18 protein-coding genes and 1 pseudogene are annotated in these 20,434 nt (G+C 31.3%); 4 read left to right on the top strand and 15 right to left on the bottom strand.

Going from position 1 to position 20,434, the window contains the following annotated elements:
* Positions 1-97: 97 nt before the first annotated feature.
* A complete protein-coding gene (locus tag MHH42_RS12850; RefSeq protein WP_000403088.1) occupies positions 98-967 on the bottom strand; it encodes a LysR family transcriptional regulator in 870 nt (289 codons plus the stop codon).
* Positions 968-1,077: 110 nt separating this feature from the next.
* On the opposite strand from MHH42_RS12850, the gene MHH42_RS12845 reads away from it, so the two are divergent.
* The gene (locus MHH42_RS12845) at positions 1,078-1,485 is read left to right on the top strand and encodes a tautomerase family protein (RefSeq protein ID WP_001117403.1); all 408 of its coding nucleotides are present in this window, start codon (positions 1,078-1,080) and stop codon (positions 1,483-1,485) included.
* 44 nt (positions 1,486-1,529) lie between these two features.
* Here MHH42_RS12845 and MHH42_RS12840 read toward each other — a convergent pair whose 3' ends face one another.
* On the bottom strand, positions 1,530-2,324 hold the full coding sequence (locus MHH42_RS12840) for a VOC family protein (RefSeq protein WP_070173213.1): 795 nt from the start codon (positions 2,322-2,324) through the stop codon (positions 1,530-1,532).
* A 245-nt stretch (positions 2,325-2,569) separates the two neighbouring features.
* Between MHH42_RS12840 and MHH42_RS12835 the strand changes: the two genes are divergently transcribed.
* Complete coding sequence (locus tag MHH42_RS12835) at positions 2,570-3,013, top strand: carboxymuconolactone decarboxylase family protein (RefSeq protein ID WP_000194102.1); 444 nt, start codon at positions 2,570-2,572, stop codon at positions 3,011-3,013.
* Between the two features lie 103 nt (positions 3,014-3,116).
* Here MHH42_RS12835 and MHH42_RS12830 read toward each other — a convergent pair whose 3' ends face one another.
* From MHH42_RS12830 to MHH42_RS12820, 3 genes are all read right to left on the bottom strand, one after another.
* The gene (locus MHH42_RS12830; protein WP_000833435.1) at positions 3,117-3,947 is read right to left on the bottom strand and encodes an alpha/beta fold hydrolase; all 831 of its coding nucleotides are present in this window, start codon (positions 3,945-3,947) and stop codon (positions 3,117-3,119) included.
* 138 nt (positions 3,948-4,085) lie between these two features.
* Positions 4,086-4,835 carry a class I SAM-dependent methyltransferase gene (locus tag MHH42_RS12825; protein ID WP_001003864.1) on the bottom strand — a complete coding sequence of 250 codons (750 nt, stop codon included), beginning with the start codon at positions 4,833-4,835 and terminating at the stop codon, positions 4,086-4,088.
* Between the two features lie 273 nt (positions 4,836-5,108).
* Entirely contained in the window at positions 5,109-5,447 is a 339-nt protein-coding gene (locus MHH42_RS12820) for a winged helix-turn-helix transcriptional regulator (RefSeq protein WP_000365532.1), read from the bottom strand.
* 195 nt (positions 5,448-5,642) lie between these two features.
* On the opposite strand from MHH42_RS12820, the gene MHH42_RS12815 reads away from it, so the two are divergent.
* Entirely contained in the window at positions 5,643-6,359 is a 717-nt protein-coding gene (locus tag MHH42_RS12815; protein ID WP_070173212.1) for an SDR family oxidoreductase, read from the top strand.
* A 196-nt stretch (positions 6,360-6,555) separates the two neighbouring features.
* On the opposite strand, the gene MHH42_RS12810 is transcribed toward MHH42_RS12815, so the two are convergent.
* The 7 genes from MHH42_RS12810 to MHH42_RS12780 all read right to left on the bottom strand — a co-directional run bounded on the left by MHH42_RS12810 (position 6,556) and on the right by MHH42_RS12780 (position 14,670).
* On the bottom strand, positions 6,556-7,368 hold the full coding sequence (locus MHH42_RS12810) for a MerR family transcriptional regulator (RefSeq protein ID WP_070173211.1): 813 nt from the start codon (positions 7,366-7,368) through the stop codon (positions 6,556-6,558).
* Between the two features lie 106 nt (positions 7,369-7,474).
* Positions 7,475-8,932: a serine hydrolase domain-containing protein gene (locus MHH42_RS12805; protein ID WP_070173210.1), complete on the bottom strand. Its 1,458-nt coding sequence runs from the start codon at positions 8,930-8,932 to the stop codon at positions 7,475-7,477.
* Entirely contained in the window at positions 8,932-9,444 is a 513-nt protein-coding gene (locus MHH42_RS12800) for a hypothetical protein (protein WP_001243388.1), read from the bottom strand. Before MHH42_RS12800 ends, MHH42_RS12805 begins: the two co-directional genes overlap by 1 nt.
* Positions 9,441-9,782 carry a PadR family transcriptional regulator gene (locus MHH42_RS12795; protein ID WP_000376293.1) on the bottom strand — a complete coding sequence of 114 codons (342 nt, stop codon included), beginning with the start codon at positions 9,780-9,782 and terminating at the stop codon, positions 9,441-9,443. The genes MHH42_RS12800 and MHH42_RS12795 overlap by 4 nt, the downstream gene beginning before the upstream one ends.
* A gap of 409 nt (positions 9,783-10,191) precedes the next feature.
* Complete coding sequence (locus tag MHH42_RS12790) at positions 10,192-13,362, bottom strand: ATP-binding cassette domain-containing protein (protein WP_340893444.1); 3,171 nt, start codon at positions 13,360-13,362, stop codon at positions 10,192-10,194.
* Between the two features lie 79 nt (positions 13,363-13,441).
* Positions 13,442-13,921 (bottom strand): SRPBCC family protein, encoded by a 480-nt coding sequence (locus MHH42_RS12785; protein WP_000879008.1) that lies wholly within the window; start codon positions 13,919-13,921, stop codon positions 13,442-13,444.
* A 185-nt stretch (positions 13,922-14,106) separates the two neighbouring features.
* Positions 14,107-14,670, bottom strand: a complete 564-nt coding sequence (locus MHH42_RS12780) for a class I SAM-dependent methyltransferase (protein ID WP_098643492.1) — start codon at positions 14,668-14,670, stop codon at positions 14,107-14,109.
* A gap of 252 nt (positions 14,671-14,922) precedes the next feature.
* Between MHH42_RS12780 and MHH42_RS32435 the strand changes: the two are divergent.
* A pseudogene (locus tag MHH42_RS32435) lies at positions 14,923-15,006 on the top strand (IS3 family transposase); the annotation flags it as partial.
* A 59-nt stretch (positions 15,007-15,065) separates the two neighbouring features.
* Here the strand turns inward: MHH42_RS32435 and MHH42_RS12775 are convergent.
* The 3 genes from MHH42_RS12775 to MHH42_RS12765 form a co-directional block, all read right to left on the bottom strand.
* On the bottom strand, positions 15,066-17,300 hold the full coding sequence (locus MHH42_RS12775; RefSeq protein WP_340893443.1) for a SpaA isopeptide-forming pilin-related protein: 2,235 nt from the start codon (positions 17,298-17,300) through the stop codon (positions 15,066-15,068).
* 147 nt (positions 17,301-17,447) lie between these two features.
* Positions 17,448-18,260, bottom strand: coding sequence for a class C sortase (locus MHH42_RS12770; RefSeq protein ID WP_081339568.1), 813 nt, complete (start codon positions 18,258-18,260; stop codon positions 17,448-17,450).
* Between the two features lie 92 nt (positions 18,261-18,352).
* Positions 18,353-20,014 carry a SpaA isopeptide-forming pilin-related protein gene (locus MHH42_RS12765; protein WP_070173206.1) on the bottom strand — a complete coding sequence of 554 codons (1,662 nt, stop codon included), beginning with the start codon at positions 20,012-20,014 and terminating at the stop codon, positions 18,353-18,355.
* Between the last annotated feature and the right edge of the window lie 420 nt (positions 20,015-20,434).

Below are 20,434 nucleotides of genomic sequence, written 5' to 3'. Positions count from 1 at the left end.
ATCCTTCTACTCATATAAATCCTGTCATTATAAAACCTTTGAAATAATAAATGAAAAATACGTATTAAAAATAGCCTTATAATTATTTTCTGCATAATTATAGGGCTACTTTAATGATGTTCATAATTTTTTGTTTCGTTTGACTTAAATAATTTTTATTTTTAGTAGATATTAATATACCAATCGGAATGTTAGAATTAAAACCCTTAATCTTAAAAGATAGTACTTCTTCATTCAAAATTGTACCTTTTGGTATAATTCCTATAGCATTCTCAAAGAGCATTTGTGGAATAAGGTTCAAAGCACTACAATTGTATACTCTCTTAAAAGACAAATTATTTTCCGCTAATAAAGAACTTACAGATTGATATGAAAAACAACTATTTTCACCTACAATTATGGGGTAATCTATAATATCAAATACTTCAACAAAATCTTTTTGTAGTAAAGGATGATTCGGATGGTTTACTATAAATTCAATTTGTTCATCACTTATTGGAGTGAATTTTATATTCGAACTATTATTATGTCCACACACCGCAAAATCGACCTTATTTTGTTTAATCATCTCTGCTAAAAGTGCAGTATTTCCCACTACAAAATCACAATGTATATATGGTTTTTCATCGTTTAAAAACTTTAATATTATTGGAATTAACCTTTTAGCAAAAGATTCTAATAGACCAATCCTTAAACTCCCTCTCTCTTCATTACTAATACGTTGTGCTTGAGATTTGGAATACTCCCAATGTGTTAATAAGTTTTCTACTTCCTCTGCAAAGAGTTTTCCCTCTTCTGTTAATCTCGCATCCCATCCTCTTTCAAATAATAGAAAACCTATTTCATTCTCTAGCTTTTTTATATGTGCTGTTACAGTTGATTGGGCATAGTTTAATTGTTTAGCAGCTTGTGAAAACGTTCCTTCTTCAATAATTTTTTTAAATGTAATTAATTCTTTTATTTCCATTTGACACACCATCTTTATCGATTTTATTGATAATAAGTTAATATATTTTCAATTATACAAATGAAATGATTGGAAGTAAAATGAATTCAAAAGAAAGGAAGTGCTCTAATATGCCATTTGTTACTGTTTATCATCCTGAAGAATTATCCGATAATAAGTTATTAAAAAATGTAAGTATCAAAATCCATCATTCATTAATGGAACATTTTAATATCCCCGAAAACGATTATTTCCAAATGTTTTTACCTTATGCATCCCATCAGCTGTTTTATGATTCTTCTTATCTATTAGAGGATTCAACAAAACGATCTAATAATATGATTTATGTTTCAATTACGTGTGGACCAGGAAGAACAATGAATCAAAAAAAGGATTTGTATAATGCTATAGCAACTACCACAGCTACTATATTACACATCTCTAGTGCTGATGTTTTCATTACTTTACATGAGACATCAATTGAGAACTGGTCATTTGGTCAAGGAATAGCTCAAATGTTACATCAACATAATAACTAGATTTTATATTCTTTAAAACAATATAAACTTACCGCTCTCTATAACTAAATAGAAAGTGGTAAGTTTAATTTACTAGCAATATCAGAACGGAACTCTGGTGTATACAAGACAGTAAACGTATATCCCTGCTCAATAAATAATACTTCATTATGTTTACATTCATATGGAACACTATTTTTCTTCAAATTATTTTGTATTCGTTGTAAAAATGCTTGATCTGGTGTTCCGAAAGAAACGTGTACTTTTGGTGGTAAAGCTTTCATAGCAATTGGAATCCAAGCTCGCTGCCACCAAGTTGCAACAATGTATGCAGTGCCACCTATAACAAAGTTAAAAATGTCCCCATCTTCCATCGTTTTCATATTTAGATTTGATTTCAACCACTCCGTAAATACAGGTACACTTTTAACAGGAAGACCAATTTCCCTTACGTATAAAACGTTTAACGGTGAATGTGAAACTAATACCTCTTCATTAATATAACTATGTGCGATAATTTCAAGAAGATTTCCATCACCGTCTTTAAAGTATAAATTGAATCGACCGCTCTCCTTGTCAATTGTATGACCATCTTTCCATTTCACAATGAGTAAACCAGATCCTTCAAGCCAGTTTGCTGTTTCTTGAAATTTTGAATATGGAATCTCAAAAGCGAAATGCGCAGGTGCAATTGGTTCATACACTTCCTGAAAACTAATTGTTGTGTATGGCGTTACTTCAAATTGAATAAATGATGCTGTTTCTTTTTTTATCGGAAAAGATAATATATCTCTGTATACTTGTTTTACTCCTTCTATAGAAACAGTTTGTAGTTTAATATCTGAAATGTGTGTAATCATTATAATAAACCTCCAAATTCATTATTTCTATTAGTATTGTATTTCAAAAACTAACAGGAAAAATCCATCTGGAGATTGAAACTTTAATTAACAAACTACTACTTTTGTATTAGAACTGTTGCGTTAACATTTCAGCTAATACAATCTAAGCTTTAAGCAGTTTGCGTTTTAGTACAAATAATTAGTATGAACGACCACTTCAAGATATAATGAATAATATTTTAAGCTAAAAGGAGTGTTGTGTTGTGACGCAAAGAATTTCTTACTATGATGCTGCACCTGATGCTATGAAAATTATGATGGACATGGAAAAGTACACAAAACAATCCACGATTAATCGAACGACTAGAGAACTTATTAAAATTAGAGTTTCTCAAATCAATGGCTGTGCTTACTGCATAGATTTACATACATCTGATGCACGAAAAATGGGAGAGACTGAACAAAGAATTTATTGCTTAAGTACTTGGGGTGAATGTACTTTTTATACAGCGGAGGAAAAAATCGCAATTGAATTAGCTGAGCATATTACACTTATTCCTACTAAAAGAGTTCCTGATTCCCTATACAAACGAGTATGTGAACATTATGATGAAAAACAATATATTGACCTTGTCTTGATTATTAATCAAATTAATAGTTGGAATAGAATTTCTATCGCGATGGGAAATACACCGGCAAAAAAATAACACTTTAAGCAAACAACTTGCTCAATACGTTTTATTACATCCACTTCAAAAAGGTTGATTCTAATACATTACAAGAATCAACCTTTTTAAATTATATTGGACTTTACCAATGTTTTCTTATTTCTTCTACTATAACCTCCGGATAATCCCAATGTAACAGATGGGTAGAATTCGGGATTAGTTTTACTGTCGCTTTTGTTCTCTCACTAAAAATACTCGCTGTCTTCCCTCTATACTCATCCCAAATTTCTGGTACTGTAGCACGAAGTAATATTATATTAGATGGTAACTCCTCATATATATCCATTATTTCATCCTTGTGCATACCCTTTACGATATTACCAGCTGTTGTACCCCTCGCATGCCAACATACTTTATTATCTATTTCTATACCAAGATCCTTAACTGCAAGTTCTAATAATGGAGACCATCTTGTATACACTTCTTTTTCACTTTTAAAGAAATCATCCCAACTATTAAATACATACTCTTCAAAGTCCTTTTCATAATAAGCAATTTCTTCTTCCAACGTTTCTTCTTGAAGCCTTTTCGTTTGGTACCCTCCATCAATGAGAATACTCCCTAATACCTTTTCTGGATTATGTAACAAATAAAATAGCGCTACAAAACTTCCCCACGAATGTGATAGAAAATAAAAATGTTCAATTTTCAGTTCATTTATTATTTCATTTAACCAATTTGCTAAGTTTTGCATCTCATAATCTTCTGTTCTTTCAAATGGCGGTGTTTTACCATGCCCAGGTGCATCAATGGATATAAGTCTATACTCTTCCTTTAGTTTTTCTGCGATTTCTATAAAACTTAAACTTGTACTACCTAATCCATGTAAACAAAAAATAACGGGTTTATCATTTTCTCCCCACTCAGTAATATGTACGTTTAATTTTTCATTGTTAATATAGTAACGTTTCAAAACAGTTATCCTCCATATTTTAATTTTCAAATTTACATTATGATTATTTCTACTTTTTTCAAGTTTACCCTGCTTTTTTCTATACAAAAAAGCAGATTTTCTTTAAAAGAAAATCTGCCTTTACGCTAATGTATATTATTATTTAACAGCAATAATCATAAACCTCTTTGAATTCGTACGAATCCCCTTTTCAGAACTATTCGCGTCGATGAACTTTTGTAAAATAGTAAAATCCTCTTCCTCTTCTCCAAAATTAGGAATAATAGGCGTATGTTTTAATAAAAAAATGAGATCTTCAGGTGTACTGTAATAATCGGTAACATCATATTCACGTACTTGCACGAGTTCAAATCCTGCACTAATAAGTTCACTCATATACTTTTCTTTTAAAGTGCCATCTCTTTCACCTAAGCATTGTCCTCTGCCAAATGCTTCTTTAAGGTTTAATTTATCATGTTCACAAACTTGTTGTGTTAAGAAAAAAGCACCTTTTTTCATTACTTTTGCTAACTCAGATGCTAGAAACGGTGCATGACAACTAGAAGCAATATCAAAATAAGCATGCGGAAACGTTAAAGCTTCAGAACCCATTTGGAGAAACTCAACATTTTGTACACCTACTTTTTTCAAGTTGGAATGTGCTGTTTCAATCATGCCATTAGAATTATCTATTCCAATTAACAATTTAGCTGAAGATGCTATGTTAAGTACATTCTCTCCTCCACCTGTACCTACATCAAGTAGCATGTCTGATGGTTTGCATCTTTCTTTCACTTCGCCATAAAAGTCCCAAGTGTCTCCTACCGTTTCACATTTCAGCTTACTGAAATCCCACCCATTTAATCTTCCTACTTTCTCATAAAAGTTTTTGTATTCTAATTCGTTCATTTTATTATTTCCCCTTTGTAAAATGCATGAAATGTTTAATACTGACGATCCTCGATATAGACTCATAGTTTATATTCTCGTAAAGCTTCTTTTATATCTAGTATGCATTTTTTCAGCCCCGAACAACTAGTTACTTCGAATAATATAGGATTTCATCTACCCCATCTCAATTCGAAGATTCTATGTATAATAACATGGTTTAATTATATATAATAAAATATAAATTATCAAAAAAATACCTTTCCGCAAAATCATTTAGTTTACATAATAATTTTATAGTCTATTTTTATCGATGAATTCTAAATGTCCTCTACCCCAACCACACATACTATCCAACACCGTGCTTACCGTTTTTCCATGCTCAGATAAACTATATTCTACTTTAGGTGGTATTTCTTGATACATTTCACGTTTTATTAGTTGATCTTGCTCTAATTCACGAAGCTGCTTCGCTAATGTTCCTTGAGATATATCGGGTATTAATCTCTTTAATTCACCAAACCGTTTCGTTCCATCTGTTAGCAAAATAAATAAAATCAATGGCTTCCATTTCCCACCGATTATTTGTAATGTCGCTATTACCCCTTTTAATTTAGGTTCTTGTAAATCCATCTTCTCACCTCTCCCATCCCATCATAGATTATAATAAATCATTTTTCATGTTTATTTCTCCGTTCACTACTTCATTAGTACGAAAGTTGCGACTAAGTACAAGTAAAGTGCCTACTTTTCAATAACCATTTTTTAACGAATAATAAAAGCAACACATATTTATTTTTAATTTTATATTAAGGGAGAGGCTTAATCATGTCTTTTACTACATTAAAAGATAAACAAATCGTTATTATTGGTGGAAGTTCTGGTATTGGATTAGCGACAGCAACACAAGCAGTTGAACAAGGCGCACATGTTATTATTGCCGGACGCTCGGAAGAAAAGCTAAAGGCTGCTCAAGAATTAATAAATAACAATCACCTTCAAACTTATGTATTGGATAATCAAAATAAAGAGCAATTACAAAATTTTTTCAAAGATGTCGGGAAATTTGATCATTTATTTACACCGGGGGCTTCTTACACACTTGGACCAATAACCACTACAGAGGAAATTGCTGAAAGTAGCTTTATCGGAAAGTTTTGGCCTCAATATTATGCCGTGAAATATGCCATTCCTTTTCTTTCAAAATTAGGATCTATCGTGTTAATGTCTGGTGCATTTAGCCAAAGGCCACTTAAAGGTGCTCCTGCTTATGGAGCTTGTAATGGTGCTATTGAAAGTTTAGGAAAAGCTTTAGCTGTTGAATTAGCTTCGATTAGAGTTAATGTTGTTTCTCCTGGAACGATACAAAGAGAGAATGAACAAAACGAAAAAAGACTAGCTGCTTATGAAGATTATAAGTCTCTTTCTCTTGTAAAAAGACCTGGGCATAATGATGAAATTGCACATACTGTCCTGTTTTTAATGCAAAATGAGTTTACTACGGGTAGTGTATTATTTCCTGATGGAGGATACACATATCATTAAATTAATTTTATTCACCTGTATATTATCTTAAGGGCTTTACTTAAAACACAATTTCAATTAGATGAAAAATATTTTTAAGTACCTCATTTATTCTCACATTCAAACTTATAGTGAATGAATCCAACAGACACACCATTTTTCTATACACTTTTGAGTACAATAAAATAAAAAAGGCATAAAATATGCCTTTTTTTGCTTATTTGTTGATTGGATAACAAACCTCTGTAACCCACTTATTAGGATCCGTTTCCATCGCTGGGCTCACATGATAAATATTAAACATTGGGCCTGCTAATTCGTAACCTTCCGTCTCAATCCATTTTGCGGCTGCTTCATTTACGTTTGTCATTTGTTCATAACTTCCGCTTACTGTTATAGAAGCTACTTTGATTGGCTCTATTTTTTGAAAATGAACATCTTTTGTATTTTCATGCTTTCCTAAGATATTTAGCTGTATTTCTATATCCACATCATTTTCTTTGTATTCTTGATCATGGAAGACAGCGATACTATAACTCGGGTGAGCCACACTAATATTTTTCATATGAATTTCTTGCATTAATATACTCCATAAATCGCATTCACAATTATACGATGGAATAACCTTTCTAACAGTAGCTACATTTCTTTCTGGAATTTCTTTTATTGAAACATGATAATTCATCTCAACAACATCCTCTCTCATCGTTTTCATTGAGTTTTCGAGGAGACGTAATTGTTTTTGGAGGTTATTCATGTCTTCTTTAATTTGAGTACTACGATTTAGAAATTGCTCCTTTATACTATCCATATTATCGCATTCTATTATTTCTTTAATGGTAGCGATATTAAACCCCATATCTTTAAACGTTTGAATTTGATTTACTTTCTTTAGTTGAGCCGCTGAATAATATCGATAACCACTTTGCTCATCGACTTTTACTGGCTGTAATAGCTCCACTTTATCGTAGTGTCTCAACATACGTATACTAATGGAAGATAATTTTGAAAAATCTCCAATTTTAAACATGGTTTCCTCATAAAAATTCTGTCTACTTCGAAGCTCAACTTTATTTTAAACAATGACATCGTGTGAGAGTCAACTGTTTATAACAACTTGAATTATAATTCTTTAATTAATTACCTTCTTTCTGCCTTCTTAAGGCAATTAAGATTGATATTAGTCCGTTTACAGCAAATAAGATTATTATAATTCTAGTTAGTAAGGCTACATCTGCTGAAAATACTTCAATCGTATGCCACGGTGAATTTGTGCTATAAGTAAGAAGTGGGATTAAAATAATTGATAATATTAGAAATAGACTCCCTACGAAAAACCAATTGGATTTTTTACGATTTTTCTTATGTTTATATTTTTTATTTAACATAATTGATGTAATGAAAAGTATGAGTATAACTAACGACATAACAATTTGTGTGATTGGGATATTTTTAGGAACTTCATTAGGTTCTTCACCATTCAAAATACTAATAATCCCCTTTTTCAATACCACTAGTGCCCCCTCTTCTAATACATGATTTTTATTCGTTAAGATTACACCACCCCAACCGCTATTATTTAAAATAAACATTTCAGCATGAGCATCGGGGGTAGATCCTGAATGCCAAATCATCGTTTCGTTGTCATTTAAATTCGTTGTTCTTAATCCAAACCCATAACTTTTTTCTGGATTTATTTTATAAAGTGGTGATAAATAAAGGTCAATGTTTTCTCTCTTTAAAAATTGAGTGTGCTCTTGACGATTTAAAAACATAATATATTGAATCATATCCTCCAAATTCGCGGTAATATAACCATATGGTGTCCCGGCATTATCATAGGACACTACACTTTTTCTTGGTATTCCAAACCAAGATTGATAGCCTGTTAAATATCCTTTTTCATATGCACTATCTTTATTTGCTGCTGCACCATTCATTTTTAATGGCTGAAAAACATGCTTTTCCATATATGAAGAATATGTTTCATTTGTTACTTCCTCAATAAGTGCACCTAAAACAATATAATTCGCATTACTATATTGATATATTTCCCCTGGTGGAGCCGTTAATTTTACATTTGAAAGTTTCATTACATTTTCTTTTAATGATGTAGAACTTTTTAATTGCTTATCTGATAATGCTAAACCTTCAAATGTATTTATTCCACTCGTATGAGTTAGTAGATGTTGGATTGTTATATTCGAGGTTAATTGAGTATCTTTTAGTTTAAACCAAGGGAGATGTTGTTGAACTGAATCCTCTAATTTTATTTTTTTATCTTCTATTAACTTTACTATAGCTAAAGCTGTTAAAGATTTACTTATTGAACCGATTGCAAACGGCGTTTTACTAGTTACCTTTTTTTCAGACTCTCCAGTAATTCCCCACGATTTTGCGAAGAATACATCTTTATGATGTACAATTGCAACAGAAGCTCCTGGAATGTTCTGCTCCTTTATAAATTTTTCAATGTACTTATCTAAAGTAACTTTAATATTTTGCTCAGCATAAACTTTTGGATGTACGATACATAATATTAATACATTACAAAGAATACAAATTTGAAATACTTTATAGATAATTTTCTTCATTATACTTTAGATAGCTTTCTTTTTTTATAAATTACTAGGCTAATAAATACTAATACAGAGAGCGTAAAACTAATCATTATTAATACATAGTTCCACCACTGATTCTCTGCTATACGATATAAAAGATTATAATTAAATGAATTTTTACTATGAGTTGAATGAAATGATTCAGTTAAAAATATTGAAAGTGTAGTTTGTGAGGTGAGGTAAGTAATAAATGCGATGAATATACCACTTAATAGTAATGCATTTGATTTTCCGTTTACATTTTGAAATTGTTTCATTTTTACTCGTATATCAATTTCATTTATTTCCAAAAAATCTTGAACAAATAATTGAGGAGTTCCTAGATTATTTATACTATCCTCACCATCTTCACGACATTCTTGAAAATGTTCTAATAATTGTCGTTTAATATTTTCCCTTTCTTCTATGCTTATATCGTATTGCTTTAATTCTTTAAGTACGTCAGTTAAAAATTGCTGTTCTTTACCTTTTAATTCATTCCTCATTTCAAAAGGTCTCCTTTCAAACCGCTTATTAATAATGTTTGAATATCAGATTGCAATTCTAGCCACTCATTAATTTTCTTCTCAAGTCGTATTTTCCCGCTGTCATTAATTTCATAATAAATTCTAACTTTGCCACTGGCTGTTACTTCTTGATATGTATTTACCCATTCTTGATTTTTCAACTTAGTTAAAATGGGATAAATACTTCCTACTCCTTTCAATTTTAAATTGTGTACTTCAAGCTCTTTCATAATTTCATATCCATAACTTTTCTTTCTCGATAAAATCGATAATACACACATTTCTAAATGACCTTTAATTAAACTTGTTCTGTCCATAGGATAAATTTAACAGAAATATATACTTCATTCAAGTATATATTTCTGTTAAATTTAAAAAATCAGATAATAAAACAAAAAGGTTTATAAACAACCAAAATTAGCACTCATGACCTATATTTATCTCTAATTTTCATTTTTATAATATAATTATTACATAATATATCAACCTTTTATCCCTTTTAGTTTTCATTCTCCCTTCCACTTATACTTCTTTCCATAGTGAGAAATATTGTATGTGGGACATAAAAATACTAAAAAATCCAACTTCTTAATTTTGACATTAAGAAGTTGGATCTTCTTTCGTTATTTCGTAATAATCATACTGTGCTATTACATTTACCATTAAGAATACACGCTAAATATTAATTGAGTTAGTGGTTTTAATAACACATAAACTAATAAAATTTTACTTATTAATCTCCAAACATTCATAAACAGCCATCATATCTCGTTTATCCAACTCACGAATACGATTAAAAATCGGTATTTGTGCAACGGCCTCCGTTAATAAACTTTCATCCACAACATCACTAACTGTTCCAGTTAACCATGTTTGCACATCTATGCCATCAACAATTTCTTTAAGCCCTTCATCATTAATACCACTTGCATTACAAGTGACACATGGAATTGTTAATTTAAACACGCCATCATGTAGGTTATCTTCAGTTATAACTTTCTTTCCGTTACAGAATGGACATGGGTTGCTTTTTTTAATTTTATTAATTTGTGTAACTAATTTTTTGTAACCAAATGCTTCGTAAACATATGTTAGTTTTTTATATTTTCCATTTGTGAAATACTGATCTATAATGGTTTCTCTTGTTTCATAAACATTAGAAAAATCACAAATAGTTACTTGATTATTGGCGCTAATGGATTCTATATTCCCTTTAATTTCGTCCCAGAATGGTAAAACATTTTGTAACACTATTTCATAATTTGAAAAACTTGCTTGTTCTAATTCGAACATTTTCAGTGCAACTTGCACTTTTCTTGGCAATAAAGAAACATCTTCCGTCAATCTCATATCTCCACCTATTATAGACTTCAATTTAACGAGTGCCGGTAAATTACCAACTGTGTTCAACACTTCATCCATAGGCTGATTAATTATTTCACGAATATCTGAGTTTCCAAACTTAAGCGATTTATGATGATTTAAAACCGTCCCCTCACAAATTGGACATGTCACGATTTCTTTAGATTCCTTAATTTGTTCTTTAATAGCTGCTTTAGAAATCACAATATATCCACCAATGATCGTATTAAATCCTACCCATGTTCTACGTGTCTTACCTTTCTTATCATAAAATGATTTTTCAAAATACCCGTACCAAAATGTATGTTTTTCCTCTTCTGACATATCATTATAGCTCTTTGATAAATCATGACCGAGTTCATTTTTAATTTCTTCAAATAAAAATTCTATTTTTTCATATTGATAAAATTTCAATACTTTCATGATTTCCGGATCGAATAAACCACCCCAAAATGGAACATTTTTATCTTGTATTGTAATGTCTTTATTAAAGATTTCAATCTTAAGGCGACCTGAACAAGACGGACAGTGATTATCCTGTGAATAAAAATCAAAACTTCTCGTATCTTTATTGGTTGGATGGGAAGCTATAATTTGATTAATTAATCCACCAATCTCATATAAGAAACTATATTGACTATACAAATGTCTTTCAAGATCAATAGCAATTATTGGTGCAATTGTATCAGATTCATATTCGCCATAAATTAATCGGGCCATTGATGATAAACTTTTTAAAATACCACCCTTATAAACGTTTTCAGCATTTTTAAAATAGTTATTATGATTTTCTTTTACATAGTGAATTCCTTCTTTACGCTTTAGCGTTGAAGAAATATGTATTTGCGCAGCCTTTTTCACACTACTCTTTTGACGATAATAATCATTATGACTAATAACATCAAGATGTTCTACAGATTCAAGCTGTCTTTTCCCAAAATCAACAATGTAATCCGAACTTTCTAGCATGTAACTATTATGTTCAATCATTATGATTGAGACTGATTCATCTTGTAAAATCCCTCTGACACTATCTATAAATTGATTTAAAATATTTTGTGATAAACCTTTTGAAGGCTCATCAAAAATAAATAAAGTATGTGGGTTTCTTGTGTTGGCAAATAACTCCGACACTAAATGAACACATTGAAACTCACCTGTTGATAATGTTTGTGTTTTTCTTTCTAATGTTAAATAGCCGAGTCCTAATTTGATTAGTAAACTCAAGCGCTTATATGCGATATCTTCATTTGGAAGTTCATCAATAATATCCTCAATTGAACGTTCAAAAATATCATCAATTTCTTCACTATACTTTGTCAGTTTCTTTTTAATATCAAGGAAAGTAGCAACGGTTGATCGACTTGTAATTGACTGATTGCGATCTTGTCCTACCATAACAAGTTTGTCTTTTGGATATCGCTTTTGAAAATCTTTAGCGATACATTCATTAACAAGTGTAGATTTTCCACATCCTGATTCCCCTGTAACAGTTACAAGTCTATTTTTAGGAATCTGAAACTTAGTCATTTGGATATTTCGACAATATAATTCATGGAATGTATAATATTCTGTTGGCATTTCGTTATTTCGTTCTGATAGTAATGGCTTTGGCCTTGGTGATTCTTTCACAATTTTCCCGCCATATTTTCCACTACCAGGTCCAAAGAATAATTGCTCATCAGTTGTATCCAGTACTGTATCTGAATGATCAATGAGCCAAATTTGATTTTTGCACCCTAATTTTTTGATCTCTTCTAATATTTGTAATAATGTTACGTGATCAAGCCCCACAGAAATCTCATCAATAATAATTACTGCATTTTCACTTACTGCCATGAATTCAGCTAAGTAAAGTCGTGTTAATTCTCCACCTGACAACGTACCCATAATTCGATTTAATGTTAAATAGCCAATGTTCATATTAATAATATTTTGTAAAATGTGTTGTTTTGCTTCACTAATATTTAATTCTTCTGCTAATGAAAGAATAGATTCAACACTTAAATCGTTAATATCCGAAATTGTATGTGGTGTAGCAAATAACTCAATAGTATGTTGTTCAACTTCTTCACTAAAACGTTTTCCTTTACATTTTTTACACTCAATATTTTTAGTAGTACCACGCCCTTTACAAGCAGCACACCAACCTAGCGGATTATTAAATGAAAAAACCTCAGGAGATAGATTAAATTCTTCAGCAAGTTTTTCACGAATCTCTTTAAAAACACCTGTATGAGTACCAATTGTCGAGCGCGGATTGGAAGAAATCGATGATTTCCCTAAAAAAAGGACTAAAGGCATTTCTTCCATCTTAATAGCACTAAAATTAGTCTCCATTATATTAGGAAATAAATATTGATATTCAGCCTTTGGCAATAAGGAAACTAGACGCTTCTTTGATTCTTCACCAATTGTTTGACAAAGAGTTGTTTTTCCAGATCCAGATAAACCAGCAATACCAAATGATTTATTAAACGGAATGATAGCATCTAATTTATTTATGTTATTTGCAATTAATTGATTTACTTTCATATTAACCTCTATTCTTATTTTCTTAAAAAATCATTTTCATAATATAATAATTACATAATGAATATTACCTATTATGTAATTATCCTTTCAGTTCATGAATCTTAACCTTGTATTTTTCAAACCATTGTTGCCACTCATCTTTTGGAAATTCTTTCTCTTTTCCTTCTAACACGGAAGAAAAAAGTTCTAAACAAATATGCCAACCAGCAATATCTTTCGGTGTATGATCTGTTAATTCATGAATGAATTCTTTAAGAAGTAATAGGGATCCATTTCCTGCTTTATGTATTTCAAATCGGACACGATCTTTATCCCATTTGAATTCAAGTACTGCATTTAGTTGACACTCTAAAATATCAATATTTAAAAATGAACCATCCATCATATCGAACTTTATCATTCCACCTGTTTTAAGGTTTTCAATCTGCAAATTAGACATCCATTTTTTAAGCTTACTGTTTTCAGTTAACACAGACCAAACTTCCTCTATCGTATAAGGAAATTGGCGTTGAAATTTTACAATATACCCATTAGATTGTTTCTCTATCTCAGCTAACATATTTATTCCCCTCACTCTCGCGCAGAATATATGTTCTTATTTTACACGAATTTATACATAAAAGAAATCTATATGGCAACTAAATATTAATTTAATGTGTAGATGACATTTTGAAAATTGATTTATTATAAATAAAAAAGCCGCATTTGCGACTCATGAACTAATACCTACTTTATTTGAATGACTTATCTTTTAATTGCGTCAACAATTAACGATGGAAAACCAAGTTTATCGCCTCGATTCCTAGAATCATACCTTTTCGAACGGAAAATAACCCCGTCATTCGCATCCCAGTCGTTGTAATAAAATTGACCATTTTCATCACAATACTCAAGTAGAACTACCTCAAATCCAGCCGTTTCAAACATTTTCGTTAATGTTTTGTAATTATGAACTATTTTATGACTTGCAGCAGGATGATCTTTCGGCCCAGGTCCGCCTATTTGAACTATATTTTGGTATGTTTCATCCGGAAAAAATGCATCAGGGACGCCGCATCGAATATGACCTGATGGTTTTAAAAATTCATAACAAATTTCAGCTGCTTTTACACCTTCTTCAAACGTAAGATGTTCCCATACGTGCTCAGCTAAAATAGCTGAAATGGAATTGTATTCAAATCTTTCTTCCCAAGTGGTATTGTCTAGTAAATTAAGTTCTTCTTCTTGCGTTTGAATCCAACCTGGATTATTATTAAACACTCCAGCTCCAACTACTACTTTAATTTCATCTTGTTTTATTACCATCATTTTCGCCCCGTAAACATTTTGATTTATTAATATATTCTATGTTTACTATAACCTTTCCTGCTTCAACAAATTAAGAAACATATATCCCTCCTCTAATATGAAAGAAAAGTTTAAAGTTGTTTCCGAATGAACTAAGAAGCAAATTGGATTTATTAAATAAAACCATTCAGTCGAATGTAACTTTTCTATTATTCCGTTATGTGGTACTTTAGCCAAAAAATGAATTGTTAAACGTCATAAAAATATAATGATTATTATCACAACAAACGAATTAAGGGGAAATTCAGTAGCATGAGCCCGGTACAATACCGAATTCATGCCATTAAAATTGTCTAATGCAAAATCTGTCTAATTTTATGAAAACAGTTCATTATATATACTGTTTTCATAACTATTTACACATGATTTTTCTTAGAGAAATATAACACACCAAACATTACCAAAATACCAACCACATAAAAAATTGTTGTACCGCTGCCACCAGTATTAGGAATCATCCAATTATTCTTCGCATTTTTTACTGTTATTTTTTGTGTCCTTACTGCCTCTGTAATTTCTACCTCTATTGGATCTCTAAGTAACATATATCCATTTGGTGCTTTTATTTCTTTAATCGTATATTTTCCTAGTACTAATTGCCTGGAAATGACCTTTCCTTTTTCATCTGTTGTTAATCTAGCAATTTCTTTCCCTTCTTTATTTAACACTTGAAATACAGCACCTTTTAGTTTTAAATTGATATCCTTGTCGTCAACTTTCTCAATTTCAATTTTCCCACCCGGATCTGGCAATTTCTTATTTCCTATTTTCATTTCTATTACTTTATCTTTTTCTACTTTTACAGCTACTTTATCTTTCAATAATTCATAACCTTTAGGCGCTTCTATTTCCACTAAGCTATAGTTTTCTATTGGTAAATCTTTAGATATCGCTTCTCCTTTTTCATCTGTTATTAGCTCTCCGACTATTTTTCCCTTTGAATCTTCTATATAAAACTTTGCTCCTGCTAGCTTTTTATTTTTATCATTTGTGTCTACTTTCACCAGCTTTATTTTCCCTATTGGATCTGGCAATTTTTTATTTCCTATTTTCATTTCTATTACTTTATCTTTTTCTACTTTTACAGCTACTTTATCTTTCAATAATTCATAACCTTTAGGCGCTTCTATTTCCACTAGGCTATAGTTTCCTATTGGTAAATCTTTAGATATCGTTTCTCCTTTTTCCTCTGTTATTAACTCCCCAACTACTTTTCCGTTTGAATCTTCTATATAAAACTTTGCTCCTGCTAGCTTTTTATTTTTATCATTTGTGTCTACTTTCACCAGCTTTATTTTCCCTATTGGATCTGGCAATTTTTTATTTCCTATTTTCATTTCTATTACTTTATCTTTTTCTACTTTTACAGCTACTTTATCTTTCAATAATTCATAACCTTTAGGCGCTTCTATTTCCACTAGGCTATAGTTTCCTATTGGTAAATCTTTAGATATCGTTTCTCCTTTTTCCTCTGTTATTAACTCCCCAACTACTTTTCCGTTTGAATCTTCTATATAAAACTTTGCTCCCACTAATTTTTTATCATCATTATTACTATCTACTTTTTTTATTTTTATTTTTCCTGTACTAGGCTTGTTCCAATGTTTCCAGTTAAATTTGAAATTGTGAAATTCGAATCCACCAGTTTGTTGCACTGCACCGACAAATGCTTGTCCATTAATTGAGCCGCCTTTTGTTTCTAATACAGCATTTGGAGCAAATACACTTCCAACAACACCATACCCCTCTGCTGTGATTTGTTTCGCATTAGGAAATACCCAAATCACTTTCCCATATAGCTCAGTAAACGGTGAATCTGGAGAATAGGGTTGTGATGTAGGAATTATCTCTGTAGCCCTTCCTATATTATTCGTGTCATATAGAATAGACCCATTTTTAAATGTAACCTCTCTTGCATCCGAGTACATAACAATAAAATCTTTGTCCTTAGCATTGGGTAAAAATACATCTCTTATTTCTAAATTTATTTTCCCTGTCAATTCTGATGAAACATAAATATTAGGATTGTTTATCTCTTTTCCGATGCCAAAACTCATGTTTGGAATTGGGGTATTCGTTTTATATTGACCTGCATCTTGATTGACTTGGTTCACTATGTTACGGAACTCATTAAATTTCGCATCAATTTCTTGTTTTTCTTTAAAAACAATACGATCATAAGAAGATTGTATTGTACGATCTGGATCACTCTCTTTTGTCATAACGACTATTCCGTTTTGAATGATAAAAGATTCATCTCTTGATTTTTTAAATTTTCCAGACAATAACAAGGACGGATATCCTTCATCACTCCATTTTTCGCCAACTATATTAGATGTACCTGCCGCTGCACCTACAATCGTATAACCTGATGCATCCATATCACCTTGAACTGCGATTGCACCTTCAACGTCTCCACCAACTGCTTTATGGTTACCAAAGATAACTGCATTATAACGCGATATGTCACCTAAACCTTTTAAGTCTACCGTGGATCCATAAACTTCTTTTGGTACATATATGACAAAACTTACACATATCATTAACAAAACCATTAAATGAATACTTACCAGCTTTAATCGTAGCCTCAATTTCCTTGTTCCCACCTTTACCGTATTTTTCTACTGTCAAAAAAAGTGAACATTAATCAGTGTGGATTTACTTCATCCCTTCTATACCTTCCTTACTTATCCCTAAATTAATGGATCCACTGCCCGTTATTGCGGGATACATGCAATTTATCTAGTTATTTTTTTCTTATAAATTACGACTAGAAACGCACATAACAATAGGATTGGAACTATTACAACTATTACCGTCCACTTATTAAACATAAATACCTCTGTACTTATTTCTTGTTTTTCTTTCTGGTTGAACTCTACACGCTCACCTCGAACGAGCAATCTATTTGTATTTACTCCATAAGGCGTACATGTAATTAATGTTGTATAATCTTTATTTTCCACAATTTTCAAATCGTCCGTTTCGTGTGGTAAAACTACTTTAATTTGATCTACTTTATAAGCAAGAATTATGTCTAAAGAGTGAATATAAAAAAGATCTCCTTCACTTAACTTATCTAAATCTGAAAATAACTTTGCTGATGGTAAACCACGATGTCCGGTTAAAATAGTGTGCGTATTCTCACCACCTACCGGGAGTGACGAATAATCTAAATGACCTATCCCCCGACTCAATACTTCTTCAGAGGTACCTTGATAGATTGGCAGTTTTATTTTAATTTTCGATATTTCAATATACCCCATTACATCACCTAAATTTAACGCATCGGCATACGCTTGTTGATTTCTATTTTCCTCAGCAAATGGATCTGCAAATGTTTTCGTGGAAGTTTGAACTTGTTTATTATAGTCGGCTGCTTCTTTTTCCCTACGTTCAATTTCTTTCTTTTGTAGCGCTTTAATCTTCTTATCATAAGAACTAATCTCAGAATAATGAGCACGAGTCGCCAACCAATTACTAATAGTAGGATATAAAAAAATACCTAATCCAAATAAAAAAATACCTCCTAAAAAAAGATTTCGTTTCATATTTCCACCTCTGTATATACTAAAATATCGAAAAGAGGAAAGCATTTTGCTTCTCCCCTTTTCACATCACATGGTTACATGTTCCTAAAACTTTATTTATTAGCAAATTTTTTTCTAAAGAAAACAAACGCTGCTGTAACCATTAACGTAAGGCCTAGTACAGTAAAAAGAGTCGTTCCTATACCACCGGTTACTGGAAGAATCCATCCACTTTTATTATTTTCTATCGTTAATTTAACCGTTTGATTATTTTCGCTAACCTTTACATCAATTGGGTCTTTTAATAATTGATAAGAAGCTGTTTTACCATCTTCTTTTGTATATGTTGGTGCTTTTGTTTCAAAAATTTGATAGTCTCCGTATGGAATGTTAGACCACTTAATAACACCATTTTCATCTGATACACCTATTACTTCTTTTCCTGCTACAACAACTATTTTCCCATTTTTATCTTTAAGTACAAACTCTGCACCTTTTAATTTCTTCTTATTATCACCATCAATTTTTGATAACTCAATAATTCCAGTTGTCGGAACAACAACTACTGGTTTAGATTCTTTTTCTCCAATTACATCATTTTTATTTGTAAAATCAATTTTTGCTATATTTAAAATTTCCGAACTAGATGGTACTCCTTCTTTTACTTGTGATTTAATTTGTAAATGAAATTCTTTTTTACCATCTAATTTTGTAAAATCTTTTACTGTAGCTGTTACTTTTTGACCTTCTACAGCTACATCTACAACGCTTGCATTTACTTCCGCTCTATCAATCTTCACGATTGGCTTTCCTTGCATCACTAATCGATTGTCCAAAGTATCTGTTACCACATATTTTTTGTATTCTTTAATGTCTTCTGGAATTAATGTTTTAATATCATAATTGTAATTAGTTAACGGATTTATTGGTAACGCTTCCAAATTACCATTAATCTTTTTATCAATAGTTGGTTCTTCATAGTTTTTCAATTCTACTTTAACTACTGTACCAGAAGTAATTGTTCCATCTTCATTAATTGTTCCTGAGTTCTTAATAAAAAACTCGCGTTTAGTTGGATCTATTACATAGCCTTTCGGAGCTTTTGTTTCTTGGAAATAGTATTCTCCATACTCTAATCCTTGCACACGAATATGACCATTAGCATCCGTTACTAAATCTTTTTTCACTTCTGTTCCATCTTTTTTAAATACAGAGAATGCTGCACCCGCTAATGCTTTATCGTTTGCACCAGTTTTTATTAAATCAACTGCACCGCGTTTAATCTCATTTTTTGGATACATATGAACATCATAGTTTAACACCTTACCCTCTTTATTCGTTAATGGAATATCTACTGTATACGTATTTGGATTTAGGTTAACATGTGGAGGGCCTGCCACCTCTTTCACTTCATAACGTCCTAGCGGAAGATCTTTTAATACAGCTTGTCCGTTATCATCAGTTACTACTTGAGATGGAGTTGCCCCCGTTACAGGTTTCACATCTTCTTTCACGATTTTCCCATCATTTGAAATTTTTTCAAACGATGCAACCTTTTTTACTTCAAACGTTACACCTTTTAACGGCTTCACATTTGTTGGCACCTCTTGATTTGCGGAACCATCACCTTCTACTCCTGTTGTTCCCTCTTTTTCTTGTTCGTACTTATGAATTGTTAAAGAACCTTTGGTTGGTGAAGCTGCCTTTACTAATTCATTAGACCACGCTGAAAATGTTAAGAATACAACTAGAAGCACACTTAATATTTTTTTCATTTCTCTATTATCCCCTTTACTACTTCTATCATTTTAAAAATCTATTTTTTACTATTACCATCTAAAAATAAAATTGTGTACAAAGTATTAGCCTTGAACGAATAACATAAAACATAGTTGTCCCCACACCCCATTGTTTACAATCACTTATTCACTGTTCTTATTTCTACTATTACGTCGTCTCCCCGTATGATATATGTAATTTTCTCTCCTACATTTCACTTATGTCTCTACTTCAAAAATAATTATTATTGTTACATAGTAGCTTTCATCGCTAATTTTTACTAATTACTTAGGCGCCAATTCGTTAATCTCCCCCTCTTATCTCTATTTGAATCCAATCTTAAACATTTTTTGATACATGTTAGCAGTAACTAGCAAATAAGTGTGATGATTCATATTTTATGCTACTCCCCAAAA

Source organism: Bacillus sp. FSL L8-0099 (genome assembly GCF_038006385.1).
GTDB lineage: Bacteria > Bacillota > Bacilli > Bacillales > Bacillaceae_G > Bacillus_A > Bacillus_A toyonensis.
The sequence above is the reverse complement of the archived record's forward strand: the minus strand, read 5'-3'. Positions and strand labels throughout refer to the sequence as shown.

What these genes read in the sequence shown, in the direction of transcription:
- MHH42_RS12850 (WP_000403088.1), bottom strand. Translation starts at nt 967, where the DNA reads ATGGAAATAAAAGAATTAATTACATTTAAAAAAATTATTGAAGAAGGA.
- MHH42_RS12845 (WP_001117403.1), top strand. Translation starts at nt 1,078, where the DNA reads ATGCCATTTGTTACTGTTTATCATCCTGAAGAATTATCCGATAATAAG.
- MHH42_RS12840 (WP_070173213.1), bottom strand. Translation starts at nt 2,324, where the DNA reads ATGATTACACACATTTCAGATATTAAACTACAAACTGTTTCTATAGAA.
- MHH42_RS12825 (WP_001003864.1), bottom strand. Translation starts at nt 4,835, where the DNA reads ATGAACGAATTAGAATACAAAAACTTTTATGAGAAAGTAGGAAGATTA.
- MHH42_RS12820 (WP_000365532.1), bottom strand. Translation starts at nt 5,447, where the DNA reads ATGGATTTACAAGAACCTAAATTAAAAGGGGTAATAGCGACATTACAA.
- MHH42_RS12815 (WP_070173212.1), top strand. Translation starts at nt 5,643, where the DNA reads ATGTCTTTTACTACATTAAAAGATAAACAAATCGTTATTATTGGTGGA.
- MHH42_RS12810 (WP_070173211.1), bottom strand. Translation starts at nt 7,368, where the DNA reads ATGTTTAAAATTGGAGATTTTTCAAAATTATCTTCCATTAGTATACGT.
- MHH42_RS12805 (WP_070173210.1), bottom strand. Translation starts at nt 8,932, where the DNA reads ATGAAGAAAATTATCTATAAAGTATTTCAAATTTGTATTCTTTGTAAT.
- MHH42_RS12800 (WP_001243388.1), bottom strand. Translation starts at nt 9,444, where the DNA reads ATGAGGAATGAATTAAAAGGTAAAGAACAGCAATTTTTAACTGACGTA.
- MHH42_RS12795 (WP_000376293.1), bottom strand. Translation starts at nt 9,782, where the DNA reads ATGGACAGAACAAGTTTAATTAAAGGTCATTTAGAAATGTGTGTATTA.
- MHH42_RS12790 (WP_340893444.1), bottom strand. Translation starts at nt 13,362, where the DNA reads ATGAAAGTAAATCAATTAATTGCAAATAACATAAATAAATTAGATGCT.
- MHH42_RS12785 (WP_000879008.1), bottom strand. Translation starts at nt 13,921, where the DNA reads ATGTTAGCTGAGATAGAGAAACAATCTAATGGGTATATTGTAAAATTT.
- MHH42_RS12780 (WP_098643492.1), bottom strand. Translation starts at nt 14,670, where the DNA reads ATGATGGTAATAAAACAAGATGAAATTAAAGTAGTAGTTGGAGCTGGA.
- MHH42_RS12770 (WP_081339568.1), bottom strand. Translation starts at nt 18,260, where the DNA reads ATGAAACGAAATCTTTTTTTAGGAGGTATTTTTTTATTTGGATTAGGT.
- MHH42_RS12765 (WP_070173206.1), bottom strand. Translation starts at nt 20,014, where the DNA reads ATGAAAAAAATATTAAGTGTGCTTCTAGTTGTATTCTTAACATTTTCA.